At 51.7% G+C, this 20,956-nt stretch carries 20 protein-coding genes; all 20 read right to left on the reverse strand.

Features of this window, described 5'->3' with window-relative positions; genetic code table 11:
• Positions 1-342: 342 nt before the first annotated feature.
• The 20 genes from B5D26_RS10235 to B5D26_RS10330 all read right to left on the reverse strand — a co-directional run bounded on the left by B5D26_RS10235 (position 343) and on the right by B5D26_RS10330 (position 20,954).
• A complete protein-coding gene (locus tag B5D26_RS10235) occupies positions 343-891 on the reverse strand; it encodes a hypothetical protein (protein ID WP_078745642.1) in 549 nt (182 codons plus the stop codon).
• Positions 884-1,162, reverse strand: coding sequence for a hypothetical protein (locus tag B5D26_RS10240; protein ID WP_078745643.1), 279 nt, complete (start codon positions 1,160-1,162; stop codon positions 884-886). Before B5D26_RS10240 ends, B5D26_RS10235 begins: the two co-directional genes overlap by 8 nt.
• Positions 1,159-1,608, reverse strand: a complete 450-nt coding sequence (locus B5D26_RS10245) for a hypothetical protein (protein WP_078745644.1) — start codon at positions 1,606-1,608, stop codon at positions 1,159-1,161. The genes B5D26_RS10240 and B5D26_RS10245 overlap by 4 nt, the downstream gene beginning before the upstream one ends.
• A complete protein-coding gene (locus tag B5D26_RS10250; protein WP_078745645.1) occupies positions 1,608-2,555 on the reverse strand; it encodes a hypothetical protein in 948 nt (315 codons plus the stop codon). The genes B5D26_RS10245 and B5D26_RS10250 overlap by 1 nt, the downstream gene beginning before the upstream one ends.
• Complete coding sequence (locus tag B5D26_RS10255) at positions 2,555-3,448, reverse strand: hypothetical protein (protein WP_078745646.1); 894 nt, start codon at positions 3,446-3,448, stop codon at positions 2,555-2,557. Before B5D26_RS10255 ends, B5D26_RS10250 begins: the two co-directional genes overlap by 1 nt.
• Complete coding sequence (locus B5D26_RS10260; RefSeq protein ID WP_078745647.1) at positions 3,448-9,129, reverse strand: tape measure protein; 5,682 nt, start codon at positions 9,127-9,129, stop codon at positions 3,448-3,450. Before B5D26_RS10260 ends, B5D26_RS10255 begins: the two co-directional genes overlap by 1 nt.
• Before the next feature lie 156 nt (positions 9,130-9,285).
• A complete protein-coding gene (locus B5D26_RS10265; RefSeq protein ID WP_078745648.1) occupies positions 9,286-9,654 on the reverse strand; it encodes a DUF1799 domain-containing protein in 369 nt (122 codons plus the stop codon).
• Positions 9,639-9,974, reverse strand: coding sequence for a hypothetical protein (locus B5D26_RS10270; RefSeq protein ID WP_078745649.1), 336 nt, complete (start codon positions 9,972-9,974; stop codon positions 9,639-9,641). The genes B5D26_RS10265 and B5D26_RS10270 overlap by 16 nt, the downstream gene beginning before the upstream one ends.
• Positions 9,975-10,050: 76 nt before the next feature.
• Complete coding sequence (locus B5D26_RS10275) at positions 10,051-11,190, reverse strand: phage tail tube protein (RefSeq protein WP_078745650.1); 1,140 nt, start codon at positions 11,188-11,190, stop codon at positions 10,051-10,053.
• Between the two features lie 38 nt (positions 11,191-11,228).
• Positions 11,229-11,660, reverse strand: coding sequence for a phage tail terminator protein (locus tag B5D26_RS10280; RefSeq protein ID WP_078745651.1), 432 nt, complete (start codon positions 11,658-11,660; stop codon positions 11,229-11,231).
• Positions 11,660-12,058 carry a gp436 family protein gene (locus tag B5D26_RS10285; protein ID WP_078745652.1) on the reverse strand — a complete coding sequence of 133 codons (399 nt, stop codon included), beginning with the start codon at positions 12,056-12,058 and terminating at the stop codon, positions 11,660-11,662. The genes B5D26_RS10280 and B5D26_RS10285 overlap by 1 nt, the downstream gene beginning before the upstream one ends.
• Positions 12,059-12,060: 2 nt before the next feature.
• Positions 12,061-12,564, reverse strand: a complete 504-nt coding sequence (locus tag B5D26_RS10290) for an HI1506-related protein (RefSeq protein ID WP_078745653.1) — start codon at positions 12,562-12,564, stop codon at positions 12,061-12,063.
• Between the two features lie 79 nt (positions 12,565-12,643).
• A complete protein-coding gene (locus B5D26_RS10295; protein ID WP_078745654.1) occupies positions 12,644-13,537 on the reverse strand; it encodes a Mu-like prophage major head subunit gpT family protein in 894 nt (297 codons plus the stop codon).
• A gap of 23 nt (positions 13,538-13,560) precedes the next feature.
• Complete coding sequence (locus tag B5D26_RS10300; protein ID WP_078745655.1) at positions 13,561-13,941, reverse strand: hypothetical protein; 381 nt, start codon at positions 13,939-13,941, stop codon at positions 13,561-13,563.
• A 1-nt stretch (position 13,942) separates the two neighbouring features.
• Positions 13,943-15,067 carry a phage protease gene (locus tag B5D26_RS10305; protein WP_078745656.1) on the reverse strand — a complete coding sequence of 375 codons (1,125 nt, stop codon included), beginning with the start codon at positions 15,065-15,067 and terminating at the stop codon, positions 13,943-13,945.
• A gap of 231 nt (positions 15,068-15,298) precedes the next feature.
• Entirely contained in the window at positions 15,299-15,751 is a 453-nt protein-coding gene (locus B5D26_RS10310; protein ID WP_159445644.1) for a phage virion morphogenesis protein, read from the reverse strand.
• 214 nt (positions 15,752-15,965) lie between these two features.
• A complete protein-coding gene (locus B5D26_RS10315; RefSeq protein WP_078745658.1) occupies positions 15,966-17,135 on the reverse strand; it encodes a phage head morphogenesis protein in 1,170 nt (389 codons plus the stop codon).
• Positions 17,132-18,730: a DUF935 domain-containing protein gene (locus tag B5D26_RS10320; RefSeq protein ID WP_078745659.1), complete on the reverse strand. Its 1,599-nt coding sequence runs from the start codon at positions 18,728-18,730 to the stop codon at positions 17,132-17,134. The genes B5D26_RS10315 and B5D26_RS10320 overlap by 4 nt, the downstream gene beginning before the upstream one ends.
• The gene (locus tag B5D26_RS10325; protein WP_078745660.1) at positions 18,730-20,367 is read right to left on the reverse strand and encodes a hypothetical protein; all 1,638 of its coding nucleotides are present in this window, start codon (positions 20,365-20,367) and stop codon (positions 18,730-18,732) included. Before B5D26_RS10325 ends, B5D26_RS10320 begins: the two co-directional genes overlap by 1 nt.
• On the reverse strand, positions 20,367-20,954 hold the full coding sequence (locus B5D26_RS10330; protein WP_078745661.1) for a DUF3486 family protein: 588 nt from the start codon (positions 20,952-20,954) through the stop codon (positions 20,367-20,369). Before B5D26_RS10330 ends, B5D26_RS10325 begins: the two co-directional genes overlap by 1 nt.
• Positions 20,955-20,956: the final 2 nt, after the last annotated feature.

The raw sequence follows: 20,956 nt of genomic DNA on the forward strand, positions 1-20,956 counted from the left end.
GCCTCTTGTTTTGCTGTTGTAGCGCCGCGTGATTTTTACGAATCATCGGCGCGATAAATGATCTTCAGATGCCTTCCGATATACAAAACAACGTTTCAGTTATTTTGCTGGCATTCCGGCTACAACTTGGACTATCCCCATCCTCCATGTACACCAATAATTTGCACGCTATAGGGCAGAGCCAGTACAACGAGTGCCGTAGAGAGTAATAGGGACAGGACAACAGCAGTTGCCAGAAAAATGATGATCTTCATGCTCGACCTCCTCAGAAACGATTTAACTGAGAAAATACCAGAGTCGATCAGCTGAACGGTTGAGATGGAATTTTATTGTGATTTCGGTTTATTTGTTTATGTTCGCGTCGTGCTCACCAGGGTAGAGGGTTTCGATTAGCATTGCTCTGGATGCAATATCAGACTCAGCTTTCAGTGCCAGCTCTTTTAATTTTAACAACCGATTTACAGTCTCTCGTTCTTTCAGATAGCGCTCTGGACTCATTAAGGAGTATTCCGCCCAATGGTGGTTCCAGTGATCAAAGCGCATTTCTTTTAGGAACATCGCGGCCAAACGCCAATCCTCAAAACCAGGGTTGTTTCTTACAGATCTTCCTTCAACAAGAACTTTGTGTTCAGGTGTAAAACAGACAACCCCGCGATTTCTAATCTCTTCATTATTGGCCAACTCATTCCGAACCAGTATTCCAATCGACTTTATTCTATGCTGCTTATCTCTCCATGGTAGAAACAAAGCAACACCTACAGCCCCAACAGTTCCCAGTGCTGCAATCACAGCCCATGACAAATGGCCTGCAAGCGTGAGCCCTGCTAGAAAGCTGATCAGCATTAAAACGATACTGGACAAGCAATGATCAACATTACGCAGATTATCCATTTTTTTGAGTCTCTCCATTGATTTGAATGCGTAGTTTAGCCCGCTCCAAATCCGCTTGATATGCTTTTTTGCAGTGGTCTTCTTCCCAAGGACTGAACAGACAATCCACAAACTTACGCATCTGCGACCAACCCTTGTGACCACTCAGAACCCCCTGACGGTAAGATCGGCCTGAGGTGGATTCATCTGGGGTTCCGCCAAGTAGGATTGTATTGAGCGCCTGACTGGCTAAATCGCCAACACGGACCAAGTAGGGGCGGTTATCTATCACAGTTTCGCTCCTTTGATAAAAAGTTGATCAAGCTGGTCATCGGTTAGACCCAGCGCATCGGCAATCGCCAGTAACTGCGGATGGGTGCGCTCAAACTCCATACGGTTATCCCAGTCGTTTTGAGCCAGTGCCCGTTGCAGCGGGTCTTCGATTGCATCCAGTGCGGGTTGTACATGATCAATCAAACCAGCCAAAATCAAAGCACCGCGAGCTTGCGCACGGGAGAGTTTTTGCGGGATAGGCTCCGGCTGAAACTCAGGCTCGACATAATCTGCAACACTGCCTGACTCTATAATCGCGGTAAAAACATCACGACCATGCTGCTCAGAATCATTGTATGACGCAGTGAACGGCAGCCAACCACCGCTGCTGATCTGAATCTCACAGTTGATTGCTGTTTGCGCGGCATTCGCAAACTCAGCATTTTTGATGCCTGTAATCTGCATTATGCGACCCTCAAAAATAATGTAACGTGTCCGTACACGTTAGAAACTGTTTCACCCATTGCCCGCCAAGTACCAGCCAAAGAAGGATTGCTAGGTCCAACCCCTCCACGGGTAAAATAAATATATTGAGTCGATGGATAGGCGCTTGTGCCACTATTAATATCAGCATACTGCGCAGAAAAACCTGCTGCGAGCAGCTGACTACCTGAGTAAAGCGCACCCCGATTCACGGTAACTGAGCACTGAGCAAAAACATAAGTACCAACTGCACCAAAAGCTGCTGTAGCATACTGTGACAGCACCTCCGCAGCAGTAGTCGCTATTGCAATGTTTCCACTACCCAAAATGCTCTGGCCGTTAACTGTTTTAATGTTGGAGCCGCTGACGAGCTGTTGCTGCTTACCATTCAAAGCCTGTTTATCAGCAGCGCTCATCAATCCTGCCTGCGTCGTCGTTGCCGCTGGCACTGCAACATCATCACCTGTGCTGCTATGGATCGTCAGGGTATCTGCTGTGCGGGTTTGACTCAGATGAGTTGGCCCTGCTTCAATGGCCGATTGTGCCGCTTCCTGAGCTTTATCGGTGGCTACCTGTGCGGCTTGTTCCGCTGCTTGGCGCTCTTCTGCCGCGGCGATCAGGTGTTGACTGGCCGTCATTGCCGCTTGTTCAGCAGCATTGGCATCCTGACTGGTTTGCATCGCAATCTGCTGTATCGCATGTAGATCGCTTGCAGTTTGACTTACGGCTTGCTCAGCAGATAGACGATATTGAAGAACGGCCTGTGCGACGGGGTTCAGAACCCCAATTACTGTATTCAGATCCTGCATCAGCCCGTATTGAGAATACAGGTACGCTTCTGCCTCCTGATCAAATGTCGTCGGGCGACCCAATGATGGTGGCTGTGTGATATTTTGCAGCGTAGGAATAGTGGGTAATACGTCACTCATTACACGAGACCTTCTACTTCAATGGACATTTTTGATAGCACGGTTCCTGAGCGTGAGATACGCCATTTGCCGTAACCGTACACGATATAAGCGCTGTGGTGCTGGATACCTAACCAAACCAGCGGGGTGTCCTTCAGCTTAACCAGCCAGGCATAGATAAAGTCGAGCCGATCCGTATCGATATAGACCTCCGTGGAGATCTCCTTGGCGTAGTTGCGCGCCTGTTGGCTGAGACGTCCCCATTGGTCGATTTCACGGAGGGAGTAATCCTCAATACCGGTTTCCGCATCGTTTTCGGTATCACCGATATTCAACAGCAGCCCAGGGCGACACACCCCACACTCTGCTGGGCCGCCGGTATTGATGATGGTGATATGCAGTACCGCATTCAGATACTTCGGTAGATCGATCACGGCGGTATCCACCATGCCCTGCACAATGTAAAAGTCTTGCTGATAGAGAGGTTCTGTAAAAAAGCCCAGCCAAGTACCGCTCGACTGACGGTTAACCAAGTTGGCTGACGCTGAAAACTCCTCAACTTCATCAACGACTAAACGCACTTCGATAGAGGTGGCACGCAAACCTAATAAAGCAACTGCATCGATACGACCTGCCGTAATCGACAGCTCAATCACACCACTGGGGGCGATGGTTTTAGTATTCACCTCTTCATCGAGCATTGCGAAGCGATTGGTCGGCCCAATGCGCTGCCATCGGGTATCGGTTTGGCTGGGCGGGGTATCGGTGGTATGAGCGGTTAAGACCTCCCACACGGCATCCTCATGTGTCACAAATGCACCTGCCGAGACAGGTTGATCGTCATCCCATTCAGGATATTCCAGTGGGATATTGGACTGATACGACAACAGACCAGCAGGGCGGATCACATCCATTACAGGCTCTCCATAATATAAACCGGCTGACCTCGGGACAGAGCTTTAGCCGTACTGGCACTGTCTTTGGTGTGTTTACTGATCCGAGCCAGCAGGGCTTTGTTATCTGACCGAAGCCCAGCAACCTCTGCTGCCAGGGCTTTAAACTGCTTGGAGGTTTCTGCGGTTCGCAGGTAGTCTGACTGCTGGGCAGGCACCACCATTTCACCTTTATGTAAAAAGGCCAAGTAGTTATCGAAGGGAACTTCATCCAAGCCATTGGCATGGCTGCCATGGATCTGATAAGCCGATTGCACATCTGACACCGACCAACCAGTAACTCGAGCCATCTGCTGCACCGTTATCCCAAAGGAGTCCATCGCATCTGCAATTTGCGTCAGAGTTGCACCGCTGTTCTGGGCTAGCCAAGCCTGCACCTCGGCATCTGAGACATCACCGTCTTGTGTCGGTGCTGGTTGTGTTGCAGGCTGCGCTATTGCTTCCTGGCGGCCATCCACATAGAGTTGATCCGGCGTGCGACCTTGGCCATCGGCCAGCCCCAGATAAGCCGCTTCAACCGCTTCCAGGCTCCAGCCTGAAACACGAGCCATCTGCTCCAGAGTGACGCCAAACTCCCGCATGGCATCGGCTACCTGCGCCAGAGTGGCACCGCCGTTCTGATTCAACCAGGTCTCAACATTGGTATCGGATAGACCCGCATCAGTCGGCAGATGCGCTTTATCCAATACCTGTTCCGGCACAGTAGCCATATAACGCTGCTGTACCTCGATGACGGTCATATTCAACAACTCTGCCAAACGCTCGATACTGACACCCCAGATTCGCATTGCAGATGCCACTTCATCATCTGATGCGTTGGGGTTAGCATTCAACCACTGCCGGATCGACTGCTCGGTGGTGTTGAAGTTATCCGTTGGTGTCAGATCCAGAGCATCGGCCACCTGAGAACCGGTGACACCGGCTTGCTGCATCGCACTGACGATATCGTCAACGGTTAGCTGGGCACCGGCGTTTATTTCTAACCAGGCACGGATATCATCGTTGGTCACGCCAATGTTCTGCCATGCCTCACGAAGGGCGTCTTTTAACTTCTGGATAGCATCTTCGACAGAGAGCACGGCATCATCAACACCATTGATGGCATCGATCTCCTGCTGCCAAAATTCCCGTGCTACCTCAAGCGCGGACACCGACTGATCATAGGCACGTTCTTCCAGCGTTAACGTGTTCTGCAAGGTTTGCAGGGTTTGATCCTCAACACTCAGCTGAGAACTGGCGAGCGCTTTAGCATCTGCCAGGGCGTTGGCGGTGATCTTTTTATCGCGCTCATAATCCACAGCACTGGCATACCAATCAGCATTGATATTGCCCAAATGGCCCAAAACGTCCTGATAATTACCTGGATCAGTCCATGTCACCTGGCTCTGATTCAGCCAATCAAACGCCTGCTGTTGAGCGTCGATAAAGTCTTGCTGCGTGGTGGCCTGCAACTGACTGAGCGTATTGCTTAACGCATCAATAAACGTCTGAATGGCCGAGGTTGATTGAGATACAGCTTGTATCTCATCATTCAGTGCCTGCTGACGATCTGACCAAGCACTGTTCAATACATCAAGCTCGTCATCGATGGTCTGAGAGAGCTTGCTAAATGCGGAGGCCGCCTGAGACGTTAGTAGCACCTCAAGATCAGCCTCATCCTGTAGCATCCAGATACGCAGTTGCAGCGCTCTGTTTGATTCATCCAAAGCCGCCAGCTCAGCTTCACGAGTGATCTTTAGAGCAGCAGCCGAATTGCCTTCCAGTTCGTAAATTTGACGCATTAAGCCTGAGCGCTCATTTGCAATAGCCAAGCGCTCAGACGCCTGTGATGCCAATAAGTCATCTTCTTCAGCCTCATCCTGTAGAGTCCAGATACGCAGTTGCAACGCTCGGTTTGATTCATCCAAAGCCGCCAGCTCAGCTTCACGAGTGATCTTCAGTGCCGCTACTGGATCTCCTTCTAATTCATAGATCTGCCGCATCAGACCAGAGCGTTCACGGGCAACCGCCAGCCGTTCATCTTCCCGGTCTTCCAACCGGGAGTAGTATTCGTCGGCGGCATCACTTAGCTCAAACAGTTTGGCGATGTTTCTGGCACCGGATTCAGTCGCCGCATCCTGGGCCTGTACCAAAGCCAGATAGTCAGCACGAGTCGCAGGTAGGAGCGCATCGTATTGCTCAAAGACACTTTGTAGCTGATCACGCGCATTGCTGAATTGCTGCTCTTCATCTAAAAAGGCATCCGAAAAGCTGCTGTAGGCACTCACGAATGTCTCTAAACCGCCCAGCACAGAAACCAGATTAGTTTTAGCCCTCAATTGATCATCAACGGTGCTAAAAGTCAGCCCCAGCATAGATACAACGTTATCAACCGCTGAGGTCTCTGTTACCAGTCGGGACAGGGTTTCACCCAGACCTTCACCGGCCTGCTGGAACTCAGTCAACCAGGGCATGACGTGACCCGAGAGATCATCAAAAATCATGCTGAACACGGCCTGCAGCTCTGCCTGCTGCTCCTCTCCGGTCAAGTCTTTCAGACTGATTAAGGTGCGCTCCAATGCGAAGGACTGAACCGCCTGGTCAATGGCATCGGCTGACAGACCCAACTGATCCGCGCCGGTACTTACGCTGTCGGCAATGCCTGCCATTACTAAGCGCAGCTGCTGCGTGATCTGAGGATCAAGGGCGGTGTAGCTCCAATCTCTATCATAGTCATCAAGCCAGTTATCACGTTCTTCCCAGGTCGTATAGGATTGAGCGGTTAATTGATCAGGGCTAGCGGCTTCCAGCACCAAACCTGAGTCTTCACCCCTAATACTGGCACCAATCGCAGCGGCAAAAACCTCGCCGAGATCCACAATATCCAAAGCTTCAGAAATAGAACTTAATAATCCCGATACAGCAGAAGTACTGCCCAATTCAGCGATGCCGGGGACTATAACGCTATCGTCCCAACGGCGTGTAATTTGCAGTGCAGCCCCATTGATGGATACTTCCAGTGAAAGTAAGGCATCGAGCATCGAGCGATTGATACCCACAATCTGTTCTACAGCTTCAGCAATGGTTTCATTGGATCTTAGTATGGATTCGCTTTTGGCCGCGCTATCACCCAGAACCGTGCCCGTCCCCTGACTGGCCTGACGACGCTCAGCCGTATCAGACGATCCCACGCCGTTAATAGACACACCCAGCTGAGCAACAGCGGCAGCCATCGCCGCCATCCGTGCAAAAGCCGTGTAGGGATCACTTGACGCCTGATTAATGACCGCGTAAACAGCCTGAGCGGCAGTCACTGCCGCTAGACTGATCTCCATCGCTTTGTAACCTTCAGAGCCAGACTCAAACATCGACTGCAGCGACGACATGCCCGCCGCCAATCCATTGGTCATGTTGTCGAATTTTATGGCGCTGATACGGTCTTGAATTTTATCGGTCGCATCAATGAAATCCTCTTTCATTTTGTCGGTGATACCCTCGACGCTCATGGCCTCTTGTAGCTGATCCTGAATGCTTTCCAGACCTTCAATCTCACCGAGATTACCGTCTTGCAGGAAGCGTTTAGCGGCAGTGTTAGCATCCTCCAGCTGTTTCTTAAAAGCCTCTTGCTCATCTGCCGCTTCTTTCTGAGCAGCAGCGGCATCATAAAGCGCGGCGGCTAGGCGTTTAACTTCGGCCACTTCCTCACCCGTCGCCTGCGCGCTTAACTTGCGAGCCTGTGTTTCAACCGCGAGGTCTCGACCTTTAAGACTGATCAGTTCACGCTCTTCCTTTAATGCATCAAGAAGTTTCTGATCTCCACGCTTTGCGTCTGCCGCATCTTTTTCAGCTTTCTGGCGGGTTTTCAAGCTCTCGATATAGTCATACTGAGCCAACAAGGTTTGGCGCATTGGCTCAGTCATCTCCTCTTGACTGAGCTTGTATTCATACTGAGCACGGGCACCCAGCTCAAGGGCAATGATCTGTGCGTTATGACTGATTGCTAATTTGGAAAAGCTTTTCAATACGTCTTCAGAAACGGGACGATCACCCAATGGCTTTTGGCTGCTGGTTTGCTGTAAGCGTTTGAGCAACGCCTCTAACTCAGCTAGCTTTTGGTTGTACTGGGCAACGGTTTGATTGGCTGTATCAAATTCACCCTCTGCTTCAATCAGCTCACGTTGCCAAGCATCCATTTGATCTGCACCGACATTTAGCATGCTCAGATTCTTTTTTAATGACTCGATCTGATTAGCATACTGACGCGCAGCGCTTTGGGCTTGTTGATAGGGTTCTTCCATTTGCTGTAAGCGTTGGCGAGTCTGAGCAGCTGTCAGACCCTCAACACTTTTGGCGAGTAGTTCTGTACCCGAAATAGCCGATTGAGTGCTGTCGCCCCAGTCGATAAACGCAGCAGCGGTAAGACCCGCAGTAACTGCCAAGCCCACGGGGCCACCGAGTACACCTAATAGCGCACGGCCTGCACCACTGGTGGCCGCCTGAGCAAGAGCGAGGCGCTTTAATGCCATTTCATGAGCAATAGCGGCCTGCGCAGCGGCATGATGACCAGCACCAAGGGCGGCTTGCACTTGGGCATTACGCAATGCGGCAGCTGTCGAGAGGGCTTGCGCCTGTGCCAGTTTCAACTCCTCTGCAACTGCGGCGCGTTTAGCAAGAGTATCTTGCAAGGTGGCAGCGGTGCTTACGGCTAGACTTGCCGCAGCACGGGTAGTGGCAGTAACAATGGTGACACCTAAAACAGTGGCCAGCTCTTCCGTGTGCTTAGTAACCCATTGCGTTCCCGTACTGACGCCATCCAATACAGCCCCTAAATAGTTTCCCACTGGTTTTTCCAGTTCACGCGCCAGTAGGATATAGCTGTTTTTTACATCGGTGAATTTGGCACTGAGGTTGTCTGCGGTGGCGGCAGCGGCTCCTTCATAATCTTGAAAGGCGACTATCAGAATGTCTCTGAACATATCAGAAGTCACTTTGCCATCGTTCACCATTTTACGAAAACCACCTGCGGCTTGGCCGCTGGCTCTATCCAATGCTTGCAATAAGCCAGGCAGGGGTTCTGTGATTTGGTTTAACTCTTCAGCCCGCAACGTGCCCGCAGATAAACCCTGAGCCAAGCCATACAGCGACTGCTCTAACTGAACATTAGACGCGCCCAGTTTGCTACTGGCGTTTGACAAGCCTTTTAAGATTTCACGGCCCTGCTCACGATTGATAATCTGAGACTCTTCAAGTGCCAATATGCGGCTGTAACCATCTCCCAGCGTCAGTAGGTTTTTATGGTGTTCTGCGGATAGATCAATCAGATATTGTTCATTTTCAGCAAAGGCGGCTGCACTGGTAGACAGTCCCTCTAACTTGGTGGTCATATCTTGATAGCTGGCAACGGTTTGTACCATCTGCTGACCAGCACTGAGTGCTTGGCTGAGACCAATAAAGGTTAGCAGGTGATTCTGTGCATTTTGCAACTGCTCTGATATAGACTGCACACCTGCACGGGTTCTACCAAATGCTTGGGCGCTGGTTTGCGCAGCTTGCTCACTACGCTCACCAAACTGCTGCACTTCACCTGTGGCCGTTTTTAAGGTGCCAGAGAGCTGGCGACCATCTGCCGATAGTGTTAATTTAAGTTGCAGATTACCCGACATGGAATAAACCCTATGCTTGCAAAAATGACCTTCTTAGGTCTTGGTATGGCCTTAAGTGGCTTAATTATCAGTCCAACTCTATTAATCATCGGATGCCTGATGGTAGGTGTGGCGGTAGTCGGCACCGTTATTTCCATTTTTAGCTGAGACCACCATTCATCGGTTAATCTCCTGGATAAAGTGATGCTCCAACACCTGAAACCGCCGGAAGTCTTCGCGTTCCACCGGCAGGTCAAACGCGCGCTCAATCACCACATCAACCGCTTTGTAATCCATGCCTAGCAGCTGACCCATCGCGCTGTATTGCCAGCAGGATTTGCACTGCATCAACAGCATCGTTGCAACCCAGTTTTCCGGCAGTACCCAACAGTCCTTATCAGGTTTTTGATTATTGGTACGTTCTTCCTTAATGCGGTTTGCCACCGCTTCGGGCAGTAGCGCATCCAGCTCCTCGTTACTGGCTGGGGCACCTTTTTTAGAGGTGCCCGCCAGATAAACGGCGACTTCAGCTAGATTCGCTTGCAAGCCTTTTTTGCAAGCCCTTGGTTATAGGCTTCAAGCATGGCGTTAGCGAGGGTAGGATCAGCCTTAGCGGCTTCCAGCAACTTGCCAGCTTTCAGCACTTCGCTATCAGCCCCCACCAGCTCCAGCTCATCGTCATTGATGCTGACCAGCACCAGATCCAGCATACGTTTTTCAGAGTTACTTTCGTCCATCAGCTCCGTTGTCGGCATCACTTTAAAGACTGCGCCAAAGGTGCCTTTTTGGACTTTACCTGCATCGTCCAGAAAATCGACGATGACTTGTGCAGGAAAAGTACGGTGTGTATTCAGACGTAAAGCCATGGGTTTTCTCCAATGGGTAAATAAAAGTTGTAGATCGGATAAGCGCAGTGCCATCCGACACGGTTAATCAATCGGGTTAATGGAAGAACAGGTAAAACTCGTTATCGGATCGCCCGGTTACATCAAAGGGCAGTTCGTAAACGTCGTCACCGGCACGCTCTTTATCGGAAACGGCGGTGAACTGAGAGGCAGGCAGCACGATAGAAACCTGCTCACCAGCGGTATCACCTAGGGTGGCGAAAATCGCCGCTTTATTGCCGTCTTCCCAATACTGAAACGGGTTAAACTCGTTCAATGCCAGGGACGCAGGGTCAATGGAACCGGTGGGTTTGCGATCCGAGATGCGATAGCTATTGCGGCCACTGGGGCTGTTAACGTCCGGCACGGCCACAATCTCATTGCCCATTGAGAAGCTCAGCTTCTCAATGGTGCCTTTCTTGGTGGGATAATCGTCCAGCGTCATACCAGCCGATTCGACAATCGGCGGAAACAGATCACTAAAGATGGCATCTGGCATCGGTTGATCTTCGGGGCGGGCATAGTTGCCTTTCAGGGTAAAGTTTGCCGTAACCGATTTACCGGCAGACCAATCAAAGCCAATGTCCGCTACCGCGTGTGTTGAGATACGGCGCTGACCATCGAAATGTGCGTGTAGCGTCACCTTTTTAAACTCAGCCCGTTTTGAGGTTGGCCGGTAGACCAGGGCATCATCAACACTCACCACAGTCGCCGTAGCCGTGCCCAGAGTGAGTTCATCACCCACAGCAGGCTCATTCTCAATGATCACGAACAGTGCGGATTCGGTATCCATCACCGCATGGATCAGCTGGCCGGTTGTGTTCGCTGCCGTGGTGTTGCCAATGGTGTCCTGAAACGCGAAACCAGCGGTCAAACCGCTAACGCGGATCACTTTTGCAGCCTCCAATACCAGGCCGCAGGCCAACAGTACCGAATGCAGCTCCGGCGGCTGAACGACACCGGCCTCTGCACCGCCGCCTTTCAGCTCCATCGGTAGCGTGATATCCCAGTTTTTAGCCCCCACCATGCTGCCGGTCTTCGACAGAGAGGGACGCACAATATCGCGGGTAATGGTGTCGCCCACGGCCTTCATGGCAAAACCGGATAGCGTTTCAATCACCTGCATCGGGCCTGTGACAGCTCCGGTATCATCTTCCAGGCCGATCAGAACCAATCGGCGGTTGCTGCTATTACTCATAAAAACTCCTGCTCAAAAAAAGACGCCTACTGTTTTTATCAGGCCGCCGCACGGCGCTGAATCTGGGTCTGGTATCGATCCATCCACCAGATCACGTTGTTTTCCATCCGGATCAGGCCGCTGGTACTCAGCAGGTATGGAGCGGTAGTGCCCTCAGCCTGCCAGCCAAATAAAGCCTGGCGTACCGCATCGCGGGCGGTTTCCAGTTTCTGGGAACCGCGTTCACCGTCCGGATCGTTCAGGGTGCGAATGGCAAACACCACACCCACGGTGACCAGCACCTTCTGCACGGCAGGGCCGGAGACCCGCTGATTCTTCTCGGGCTGTTCCGCCACCGGCACCACAAAACAGCTCACACCATTAACCGGCGGACGCTCCATGGCTGTCGCCAAGCTGACCGCTGACCCCACGTTGTCTAAAAGGCTATCTGCGATTGCCTCAAGGCGAGCTTCCGTTTCCATCAACAGCATCAGATGAACCCTGTCGTGTTTTTACGGCTAAAGACATGGCCGTCTGACTGCATCTCTGCGGTGTCCAGGCTTTCCGGTTCAGCAGCCAAGGCAACGCCCAACGTTGCTTTACCTGTACTCAGTGCCTCTAGGTACTTGATGGCATCATTCTTACGAGCAATCACCGCATCTGATGGGTTGTTATCCAATTCGTAGCGAACCAGGGCTAGCGCCTGATTGGCTAATACCGCTGGCACATTGGCCAGCGGTAATGGGTAACGCCCACCGACGTAGCTATCAATCAAGCTGGATGCACCCGCAACCGCTGCATCGACTGCACCAGGGCGGCCATACTCCAGATCGGCAATATCAGAACGGCCAAAACGGTTCTCAAGATCAGCGCGGGTGCAATAAGCCATGATTATTCTTCTGCCTCTTGGCTTTCTGCAGACTCAGCAACCAAACTCTGGTACGCGGCCCAAGCAGCATCACGCTCATCAGCGGACGTGCCTGAAGGCATCGCCGATGTTTTAGGCGCACCATTAGTCATCCACAGTTCGGCATCCTTGCTATCCAGCTCAGAAATATGAGCAACTAAATCTGCCAACTCATCGCCGGACATTAAATCGCCTGCCAGCTTCTCATCATCCAGCACCCCTTCCGTTTCAGGCTCAGGACTTGATTGAGGCGGCTCTTCAGAGGAGGTGTCCGTCGAGTCTGAAACAGGCACCTGTTTCGCTTCTGCTTTATCCAATACCCGGACTGCCAGGCGTGGCTCTGATCGCATTTGCTTAACTTGCTCAAGAGTGAAGTGACCGGCTTTATACTCAGTCGGCCCCCCAGGGTGGCTAATGCCTGCCCGACGGAAACCAGGGACCGAGCAAGTGATTTCAATGCGGCTGTCAAACAACTGAACTTCAGACATTGCATAGTTCTCTCTTTGTCAGAAGGGGGTTAACCCAAAACGAAAATGGAGCATTAACGTGATGTCAAAGGGCCGGACGTTATTCCAGCCAAGGGACAACCAGCACTTCCACGGCCTTGTAGTTAATGTTGCTTTCGCCCTGTGCTTTGTTTTCCGCTTCGATAACCGCTTTAGCTTTTGCTCGATTTTTAGGGCCAACAACCAACAGATCCGGCATATTGCCCAGGGGGCGACCTTTGTCAGACTTGAAGCTGCTCAGCGTTTCATAAGCGCTGTTGAAGTTGGCTTCATTAAGGTCAGCCTTTGAGGCAAATGCCTGCTGCCAGAAACCAAAACCCCAGCTACCACGGGCATCAACGCCGTACAGGTACTCATCGCTCATAAAGACACGATCTGAATTACCGGCATCGGTTTTAGCCTGCAGCTTGTAATCCTTACGGCGCTGATAAATCAGCGGCTTCAATGGACGGCGGGTATCCAGCAGGAACCAGGCGGGACTAGCACCAGCCTGCATATTGCTTACCGACTGAACGTCATCACCGCCCCCAACCGGGTGATCCGTATCGAAGAAGTTCTGACCGTCGTAGCAAAGGGTTGAGAAACCCGCTGCCAACAGGTCAAAAATCATCTCATCCGGATGGGTTGCTGCGGCATAACCCATATCCTGAAATTTTGGTGCCAATACACCATAGGTATCATCTTCAATACGTTCAGAAGGGATGCCTTCAGTGGCTTCAAACTTGCGGTTTTTCAGTGAATAACCGTGCAGCTTCATGCGGTTGATCTGGCGATCACCGATCCACTCCCGCAGGCGACTGAACTCACCGAGCCATTCATAGTTTTCAGTGGCGGTATTGGATGGCACTAGCGTGGCAATCCGGGGCCAAAGTGGGGTGTAGCTACCGCGCCCCTGTTGGAATGAGGTGTTCACAGCGGCATAAAGTGCACGCAATGCGTTTGGTGTAATATCCATGTTAATTACCTGTGTTCAGTGGATTAAACGCCGACAGAAACCCAGACGCCGTTGACATCGACCTGAGTGATTTTTCCTGCTGCATTACGGGTCGCGGTGTCATCTGAGATCGATACCTGGCCATCCGTCACGAAATAGGCGGTTTGCCCTACATGGGCGATGGTGATATCACCGGCATTACTGAACTTGTGTTCACCCGTAACAACTTCTGCCCGCGCGGCACCATCAGCGCCCAGGCTGTTATCCACTTCAAAAGTGGTCACACCTGCGGCTATGCCCGTCAGCACATCAACCGTGGTCAGATAGCCACTCACCAAAACTGCTGGGGTATTCGGCGCAATGACAGCACCGGCTTTAACCGGGTAATCGCGTTTGCGACCTTCGCGTTCTGCTAGAGCACTCATATCAGTTCAGCTCCTGTTTGGATTTCAGGAAGTCTTCCTTACTGATGCCGGTCGCTTTCAGCACGGCCAGATCCTCAGCAGACAGTTCTTGATCAGCACCTTCGCCTTTTTTAGGTGGGGCGGTATCTTGGGTCTGCTGACCTTTCAGCGCAGCCACAGCAGGGCGAGTAGCCAACATACCTTTCAGTTCGGCCACGCCTTGTTGCTCTCCAAACTGAGTCAGATACTCTTCCTCTGCTGCGAAGACACGACCTTCCTGCTTAGCATCGGCAATGACTTGTTTGATGCTTTTTTCATGGCCATTGGCTTTCAACTGAGCCAGTTCAACCACTGCAGCCTGATAGGTTGCAACCGGCACAAACTTGGATAGGTCAACATCATCCGAACCCTTGGCCTTGAGTGCGGCCAACGCCTGATTCGCTGAATCTGCATCATCAGCCTTAGTCTTCAGCGCACTCAATGCGGCCATAGCAGACTGCATCTGTGCTTCGGTTGGTTGCTGGCCTTCATCGACATTGACGCCGAGCTTGGCCAGTAACGCCTTCAGTTTTTCATCCATCGGGGAATCCTCGCTGTGGTTGGATGATGTTTGATACTGAGCACACAACGCAGCCACCGCTTTCATGCCATCAATACCGGGTCGGTTCACCAGAGCCGCACTGTGCAAAGACAGGGGTTCGCCGGTTTCTTTGGAGTAGGGAAAAACAGCAGATAAGAAACGGTATTCGCCGTTTTTGATGAACTCAGCCGCACGGCTAGTCCAATTGGGCTTGATCCAAAGGCCGGAGCCATCACGCCACTCAACATCTTTAAACCAACCGGCAGCGGGCGCGGGCTGACCATTTTCATCCGCGTTAAGGGTTTGGTGTTCGTAGTCGATCACCAGGTCATTCACCGATGCTGATAATTGAGCAATGAGGCGCTGAGCAATGGAGTCATCAATAAACCACTTCCCGCCAGGCACATCGAAAGGACGACCATCGATAGCAGTAAAGTGGCCTGCAGGTAACAGCTGTTGCCAGCCATCACCGGAAGACTCCGATAATGCTAACGAGGCCCAACCGATATTTCCGGTGGTTGCGGCCAGAACAGCCAAGGCGGTTTGTGATTGCGTATGTGTTTTCATAGCCCCAGATTAGGGGGAGAACGAGAACAGCGGGTTCTAATGTGAATTGGGGGTTTTGGCGTAAAAAGGGAAGGATTTTAGAAACGCCTTAAAACACAGGGCAAACCTATAACCGAATGCGCTTTAGAAACAGGTCAGAAACAGCCTAAAAGCCGCGAAAAGGTAAAAGCAGGGGCAATATACCATATCAGATAGAAAAGCCCGCTACGGGGCTTATTTTAAAGACAGGGTTTATTGCGAACCGCCAACCGATAGAAAGTCCTGCAGGATGCCGATGATCTCATCCTCATCATCAGCACTCAGGCCCAGAAACGGGCGGGCGGGGATATCGCCCCACAAGTGCGGGAAGTCTGCCTTTTTACCGCCGAAGTGCATCATGGCGGCGTATTCCATGGTGCTACCCAGCTCTAATCCTTCGTTGCTGGGTTGATAATGGATCTCCTTTGCCAGCGCACCACTTTCACCTTCCAGCTGCCGGTTATGGCCTTTGCGTTCTTTGGTGATGCCGGATAACTCGGCCCAGGCATTGCCCTCCGGGTCTTGCCGATCCTGAAAGCGACGATGGGTAGACGACACCAAGGCTTCACCAATGGATTTATAGGCGGGCTCCAGATTCTGGGTGCGGGAGAGTGCATCATTCAAAGCCCTGAGCACCTGATCGGTATTCGCGTTGATTTCAATCATTAGGATTCCTATACTCAGTAGTGTGTTGATCATCGTAACGCTTACGAACCCTTTCCTTCGGGATTGATGAGGTCTAGCGGGGAGCGCGTGCCCCGTGTTCAACACTATCGAATGGCCTGTCATCGGTATGGCTACCGACCCCTTCGCTTCGGCGTTGATGAGGGCTAGCGTGGGTGCCTCCCACGCGGCAGGCCATCCCTTCTTCGTTTTACCGCTACCTCACTTTTACCGCTTCTGGTGGTGGATTCTCTGTCTTAACCCTGAATAGCGTCAGAAAATAGTTCTTCCGACCATCTGCTGTTTTCTTTAATGCCGCTCGGTAAAGTACCTGATCCAAGGTGATATAGATCAGTCGCTCATGACGACCAGGCATCTGATAAACAGCCCCGTTATCCAACAGCTGCTGGATCTTACGGTAATCCTCAAGACCTATTTCAGGGTGCTTAGCAATGTGAGCAGCCAAACTCTCTTGCGACAGCAAGACCACCTGTGATTCAGCCCCCAGAACTTTCTGATCTTCCGGCTTGAGCACCGCCACGGGGAATTCACCTTTAATCTCACCCGAAAAGAACCGCTGAAAGATTGGCGCAGCAACCAACACACCAACATTCTGACGCGCCAAGGTATTATCAAAGGTTTCCAACCGACTCTGGCGTGCAGCAATGGCCTTCTGGGCAGCACTGGCTCCCGGTGCATAATCCCAACCCGGTTGAATCCCTTTAGGGGTTTGGGTGATTTCGCCCGTGGCGTCGTTGATATGCTCCTGCATCGGGCTGGCCGGTGCCTTTAGCTCTGCAGGCGTTAAACCGAGTCGCTTCAGATCCCGCTCTGAAAGCGACTCAACGCCACAGTTACAGCCAAAGCCGTTAGGGGGCCAGTGCGCCTTAAACCACGAATGCCCAGCGGGTAACACGGTGCCATGCCAGCGCTTGTGATCTGCTCTTGGGTTTTCAACGGTACGATGCACATAACGCCAATAGGGCCGCAGCTTAACCACATCGGGGTCGGTCATTTGCTGCCAACGCCCCGCCATATAGCTGGTGTCCATATTGGTTTTGTAGATGACTCGGGTACGCCAGGCGGTGCCTGCTTTTGATCCTTCACCTTTCCAGCCCGTCCAACCACGACGGGCGACAATTTCCCGAAACTCCTTACGGAAAGCTTCCAGGCTTTTGCCTTCGCTGATCGCTTTATCAACAGCGGCCCGAAGATCCGCCAGCAGATCCGCCTTCATGGCTCCCGCTACCACAAAGCCGTGATCATGCTCTGCGCCTTTCAGGTCGTCCCAGCGCTCACTGGGCAGGTTCAGTTTCTGGCGGAAAAACTGCACCTGTTTTGCGAACGGCTTTTTAAAGACTACCTTAATGGCAACAGCATCCGTCATATGTCGTCCTTAACGCCATTTCGCCCGGCCAGCTCCGCCGATAGAAACGCCGAACCCAGCAGGTCTGCCAGATCCGCCTCATCCAGATCCGGGTACGTCTCGGCCAGCGTTTGCTGTACATCCGCCAGATCCAGCCCCTGTTGCTCGGCATCCTGTAGCAGGGTCTCCAGCTGATCTACCCAGGCATCGATCACCGGCTGTGCCTCACCCTCTAACCGCTGCATGACTGCTGCAGAGTAGTGGCCGGGCATGGCTTCCGGAGATGAGATCTCTGGCTGAGCTTTCAAAGCCGCTAATCTTTTTAGCCCCTGTAAACCAGGTGCTTGTGTTTGCACGGTAAAAACAGGTTCTCCCTCTTTAGCTTCGGGGATCTGCAGTTTTTCATGCCCCCAGCTTTTCGGGATCTCCATTCCAATGCCAACCAGCTTGGGTAAATGCTCTGCCAGGGCTGCGATATCTTCCGGTTCGGTGATATCAAACTCAAAGCGCGGAATGCGGCGTGGGCTGCTGAAGCTTTTACCATTCAATGCATACATGGGATAAACAATATCCCGAGTAATTGTATTGGCCAGGGCTTTCAGATCCGCATTACGGATCTCCTGCCGTACTTCATTGTGGACATTACCCAGGGCGTTGGTCGATGACTTACCATCCGCCTGACTGGTGAGCGTACCGCCCAGAATCGCTTTGGACTGGCTCTTCTCGCACCAATTGATCTGAGCCATATACGCATCAGAACCACCCTTAGCCGCTTCGTGAAATTCAATATCCATACCTTTAGGGATCACGCCACCGGCATTGTGGCCAATGCTCATCACTGCGCGCATCAGCGTGGCTTTTTCCTTGGGGCTGGCCCCTGAAGGATATTTACCCAAGCGTGTTGGCAGGCCGTAGATCTCCAGAAATTCGGCTAAGTCACGGGCGGCATAGTTCTTAAACAGATACGGCCAGGCGAGTACACGAACCAGCCCCCGGCGCGACAGGTAGCCTGACTTAGCTTTTGCCTGATGGCTGAGCCAGCCGAAAGGCTGCAACGCCAGCCCCTCATGGCTACCATCCCGAATGCGCAACTGGTTACGATCATCCGGATGCGTTTTAAACCATGCGGGATCACGCCACTCAGCACCGGCGATATAGTGGGTTTTATCAGCGTATTGCCATTTCAGTTCAAGGTTGGCAAAGCTCTTTAGAATGGCATCTGCCGCATCAAATATGGCATCGTCTAACCAGGTAGCATCCCGCAGAATCTCTTCGATCATCTCGGTATCGCGCTTTTCCGCGTCAGTCGCATTCTTAGGAGGGATCATATTCCAATCGACCCCGAGAAGAGCCAGCTTTCGCTTACCCAGTTCGCTCTGAATATGAGGGTCTTTTTCTTCCATATCCTCAGCCAGTTCGCACTGATCAATAAGATCCCCGTGCTCACCATCCAACAAGATCTTTGCGATCTTTGCGATCGTTAACCCCTTTGATGGATGGTTGCTGTAGTGGCTGCGTAATGGTGATAGCTTTGCATCACCTAAGGTTTGCTGTTCTTCAAGGTCAGGCAACTCAAAGGGGTTACCATTCATATCTACAATTGTTGATGCCGCCATTACCAGGCTCCCTCGCCATCATAACTATCTAAATAATCATCATCGTCACTGTCTGGGTCTGACTGCTTGCCGGGTAACGCGGTGAACTCAATCACGCCACCGTCCATCCAGCTGGCCCGGATCGCCATCGCCAGTGACACGGCAAAGTCACCATGGCGCTTACCTTTGCCAGATTTACTTTCCAGATCTTTCTGACGACCTTTATCAATCTGTGGCACACCATTAATGACTTTGATCTGCAACAGATCATCCATCACGCTCTGATGACGGGGCAGCTGCAGGTTATGGCTCTCAAACTCGGCCTTTAGCTTAGGCATCCATTCGCCATACCAATTCTGGGACAGATGCACCTGGTCAACGCTGTCGGTGCCGTACCTTAGTGCCGCTGCTTCAGCCAGATAGCCACCGTTACCCGTTGCATCAAACGCCGCACCACACAGCCGGGGCAGACGATCCATAATGAAGAACATGATCTGCTTCTGCTGGTCGTACGTGAGATGGCTTAATTCAACGACAAAGGGTGCGCGCTTGGTTAAGTTCGGGTTGATGGCTAAGGGCGTAAATACCGTTAAATCGCCTTTACGGGCAAAATCCTCACCGAAGGCATGCTGGCAATCAGGGCTTAACGTTTCCAACAGGGGCAACAGGTGCTCTTTGCCCCAGGCATCAACCTCAGATTCGCGCTGGTGTTCTGACCAGGTTTCAAAACCTTCCGGGGCTTCATAGCGTAGGATCGGAATGGTGTGATCCTGAACCATAGCCAGTTCAATCGACATACGTGTCAGATACGCACCGCCTGACTTCTTCGGAATACAGCCGTATTCCTCATCGGCACTTTCTCGGTTAGGTGCGTTTTTGTAGAGATCATCACGCCATTTTTTTTCAGCGGCAGGCGACCACTCCTGACCGGTGACATAGCAGATGCGCTGGTATAACCCTTCGGCAATCGCATCATCCAGCGTGATCCGGTGAATGGAATAGTCTTTCTTACCCTCGCGGGCTTCTTGGATATACTGATTAAAAAGATTGTCTACGCCATTATGGGTACTAATCAGGCGAACTCGATTACCCCACATGGTCAATGCCAATGCCGCTTTAAGTAACTCTTCTAATGCTTCGTGGAATGCAGCCTCATCAATAACCACATCACCTTGTAGACCACGTAAGTTAGAGGGGCGGGAAGATAGAGCCTGAATCTTAAACCCACTGTTAGGAAAGCGGATCATATAGGTCAGAATCTCTTCCTTCTTCCCTGTATCCCAGAATGTTTGCTCATAAACATCAGCCTCGGCCAGTTGGTTGAAGGCTTTGGCAAACAGGGCACAGGCGGCGATATACTCTAATGCCATCTCTTGCTTAGAACCGACATAGAAAGTATTGCAGCCTCTTCGCTTTCTTGGTTTCGCAGCATTAATTACGTTGCGTCCAGACTCAGCCCAAGTAAGACCAGTACGCCTTGATTTCTCACCAAACATGATTTGGCTTTCATCTTCAAACCAGCGTTGCTGATAACCCAGAAAAACAGCTTCTCCACCCGGTATGGCATCCTCAATTTCCTGAGGTACAACAACCCCGTGGATTTCCATTTCTTCGGCAAGGTTGATCTTGCGAGGCCGATTGATAGGCTTTAGTGGCATCAGGCTTTACCTAGCAGAACTTTACGAATTCGGGCTTCCAACTGTTCAGACATGCCATCTTGGCCTCGAAGCTCTTCGCTAACGGCATTAGCAGCTTCTTCTGCAAAGGCTTTGCGGATCTCTTTCTCTCGTTTAATACCCATCATGGACGCTTGCTCAATACGCTGAGACACCAATGCCAATTGCCCCAATACTTTAGGTTCAACTGGGGTGCTTTCATCACTGGTATTGAGCATATGGGCACTGGTTTCAAATGCCATTGTGGTGACCGCTTCACGCAACAGTTTGCCCGCATCACTGGTGGGCTTGTCGCCTAGTTTGGCTGTCCAAACCTCTGCAATTTCACGGCCTTGGCGAATACGCGCCGCCGCCGCTTCCATACGACTGGCATAACGACTTAGACCGCTACGGGTAAGCTTGTCATCTTCTGCCAAGCCTTGGTCTTCAATGCGTTGGTTGATGAGGTCTAATATTTCAATTTGCTGAAGACGACCATCTCGCAGCATCGCATCTAGCTGTGCTTTAAGTTCTTCTGGCAGTAGCTGCACTTTTGAACGCCGCCCGCGTTTTTGCTTACGGTCTGTCATGG

The organism is Oceanospirillum multiglobuliferum, assembly GCF_900167095.1.
GTDB classification, from domain to species: Bacteria; Pseudomonadota; Gammaproteobacteria; order Pseudomonadales; family Halomonadaceae; genus Oceanospirillum; species Oceanospirillum multiglobuliferum.

Bases quoted from the DNA above. Each gene is read 5' to 3' on its own strand.
- B5D26_RS10235 (WP_078745642.1), bottom strand. From the start codon at position 891: ATGGATAATCTGCGTAATGTTGATCATTGCTTGTCCAGTATCGTTTTA.
- B5D26_RS10245 (WP_078745644.1), bottom strand. From the start codon at position 1,608: ATGCAGATTACAGGCATCAAAAATGCTGAGTTTGCGAATGCCGCGCAA.
- B5D26_RS10250 (WP_078745645.1), bottom strand. From the start codon at position 2,555: ATGAGTGACGTATTACCCACTATTCCTACGCTGCAAAATATCACACAG.
- B5D26_RS10255 (WP_078745646.1), bottom strand. From the start codon at position 3,448: ATGGATGTGATCCGCCCTGCTGGTCTGTTGTCGTATCAGTCCAATATC.
- B5D26_RS10260 (WP_078745647.1), bottom strand. From the start codon at position 9,129: ATGTCGGGTAATCTGCAACTTAAATTAACACTATCGGCAGATGGTCGC.
- B5D26_RS10270 (WP_078745649.1), bottom strand. From the start codon at position 9,974: ATGGCTTTACGTCTGAATACACACCGTACTTTTCCTGCACAAGTCATC.
- B5D26_RS10275 (WP_078745650.1), bottom strand. From the start codon at position 11,190: ATGAGTAATAGCAGCAACCGCCGATTGGTTCTGATCGGCCTGGAAGAT.
- B5D26_RS10280 (WP_078745651.1), bottom strand. From the start codon at position 11,660: ATGCTGTTGATGGAAACGGAAGCTCGCCTTGAGGCAATCGCAGATAGC.
- B5D26_RS10285 (WP_078745652.1), bottom strand. From the start codon at position 12,058: ATGGCTTATTGCACCCGCGCTGATCTTGAGAACCGTTTTGGCCGTTCT.
- B5D26_RS10290 (WP_078745653.1), bottom strand. From the start codon at position 12,564: ATGTCTGAAGTTCAGTTGTTTGACAGCCGCATTGAAATCACTTGCTCG.
- B5D26_RS10295 (WP_078745654.1), bottom strand. From the start codon at position 13,537: ATGGATATTACACCAAACGCATTGCGTGCACTTTATGCCGCTGTGAAC.
- B5D26_RS10300 (WP_078745655.1), bottom strand. From the start codon at position 13,941: ATGAGTGCTCTAGCAGAACGCGAAGGTCGCAAACGCGATTACCCGGTT.
- B5D26_RS10305 (WP_078745656.1), bottom strand. From the start codon at position 15,067: ATGAAAACACATACGCAATCACAAACCGCCTTGGCTGTTCTGGCCGCA.
- B5D26_RS10310 (WP_159445644.1), bottom strand. From the start codon at position 15,751: ATGATTGAAATCAACGCGAATACCGATCAGGTGCTCAGGGCTTTGAAT.
- B5D26_RS10315 (WP_078745658.1), bottom strand. From the start codon at position 17,135: ATGACGGATGCTGTTGCCATTAAGGTAGTCTTTAAAAAGCCGTTCGCA.
- B5D26_RS10320 (WP_078745659.1), bottom strand. From the start codon at position 18,730: ATGGCGGCATCAACAATTGTAGATATGAATGGTAACCCCTTTGAGTTG.
- B5D26_RS10325 (WP_078745660.1), bottom strand. From the start codon at position 20,367: ATGCCACTAAAGCCTATCAATCGGCCTCGCAAGATCAACCTTGCCGAA.
- B5D26_RS10330 (WP_078745661.1), bottom strand. From the start codon at position 20,954: ATGACAGACCGTAAGCAAAAACGCGGGCGGCGTTCAAAAGTGCAGCTA.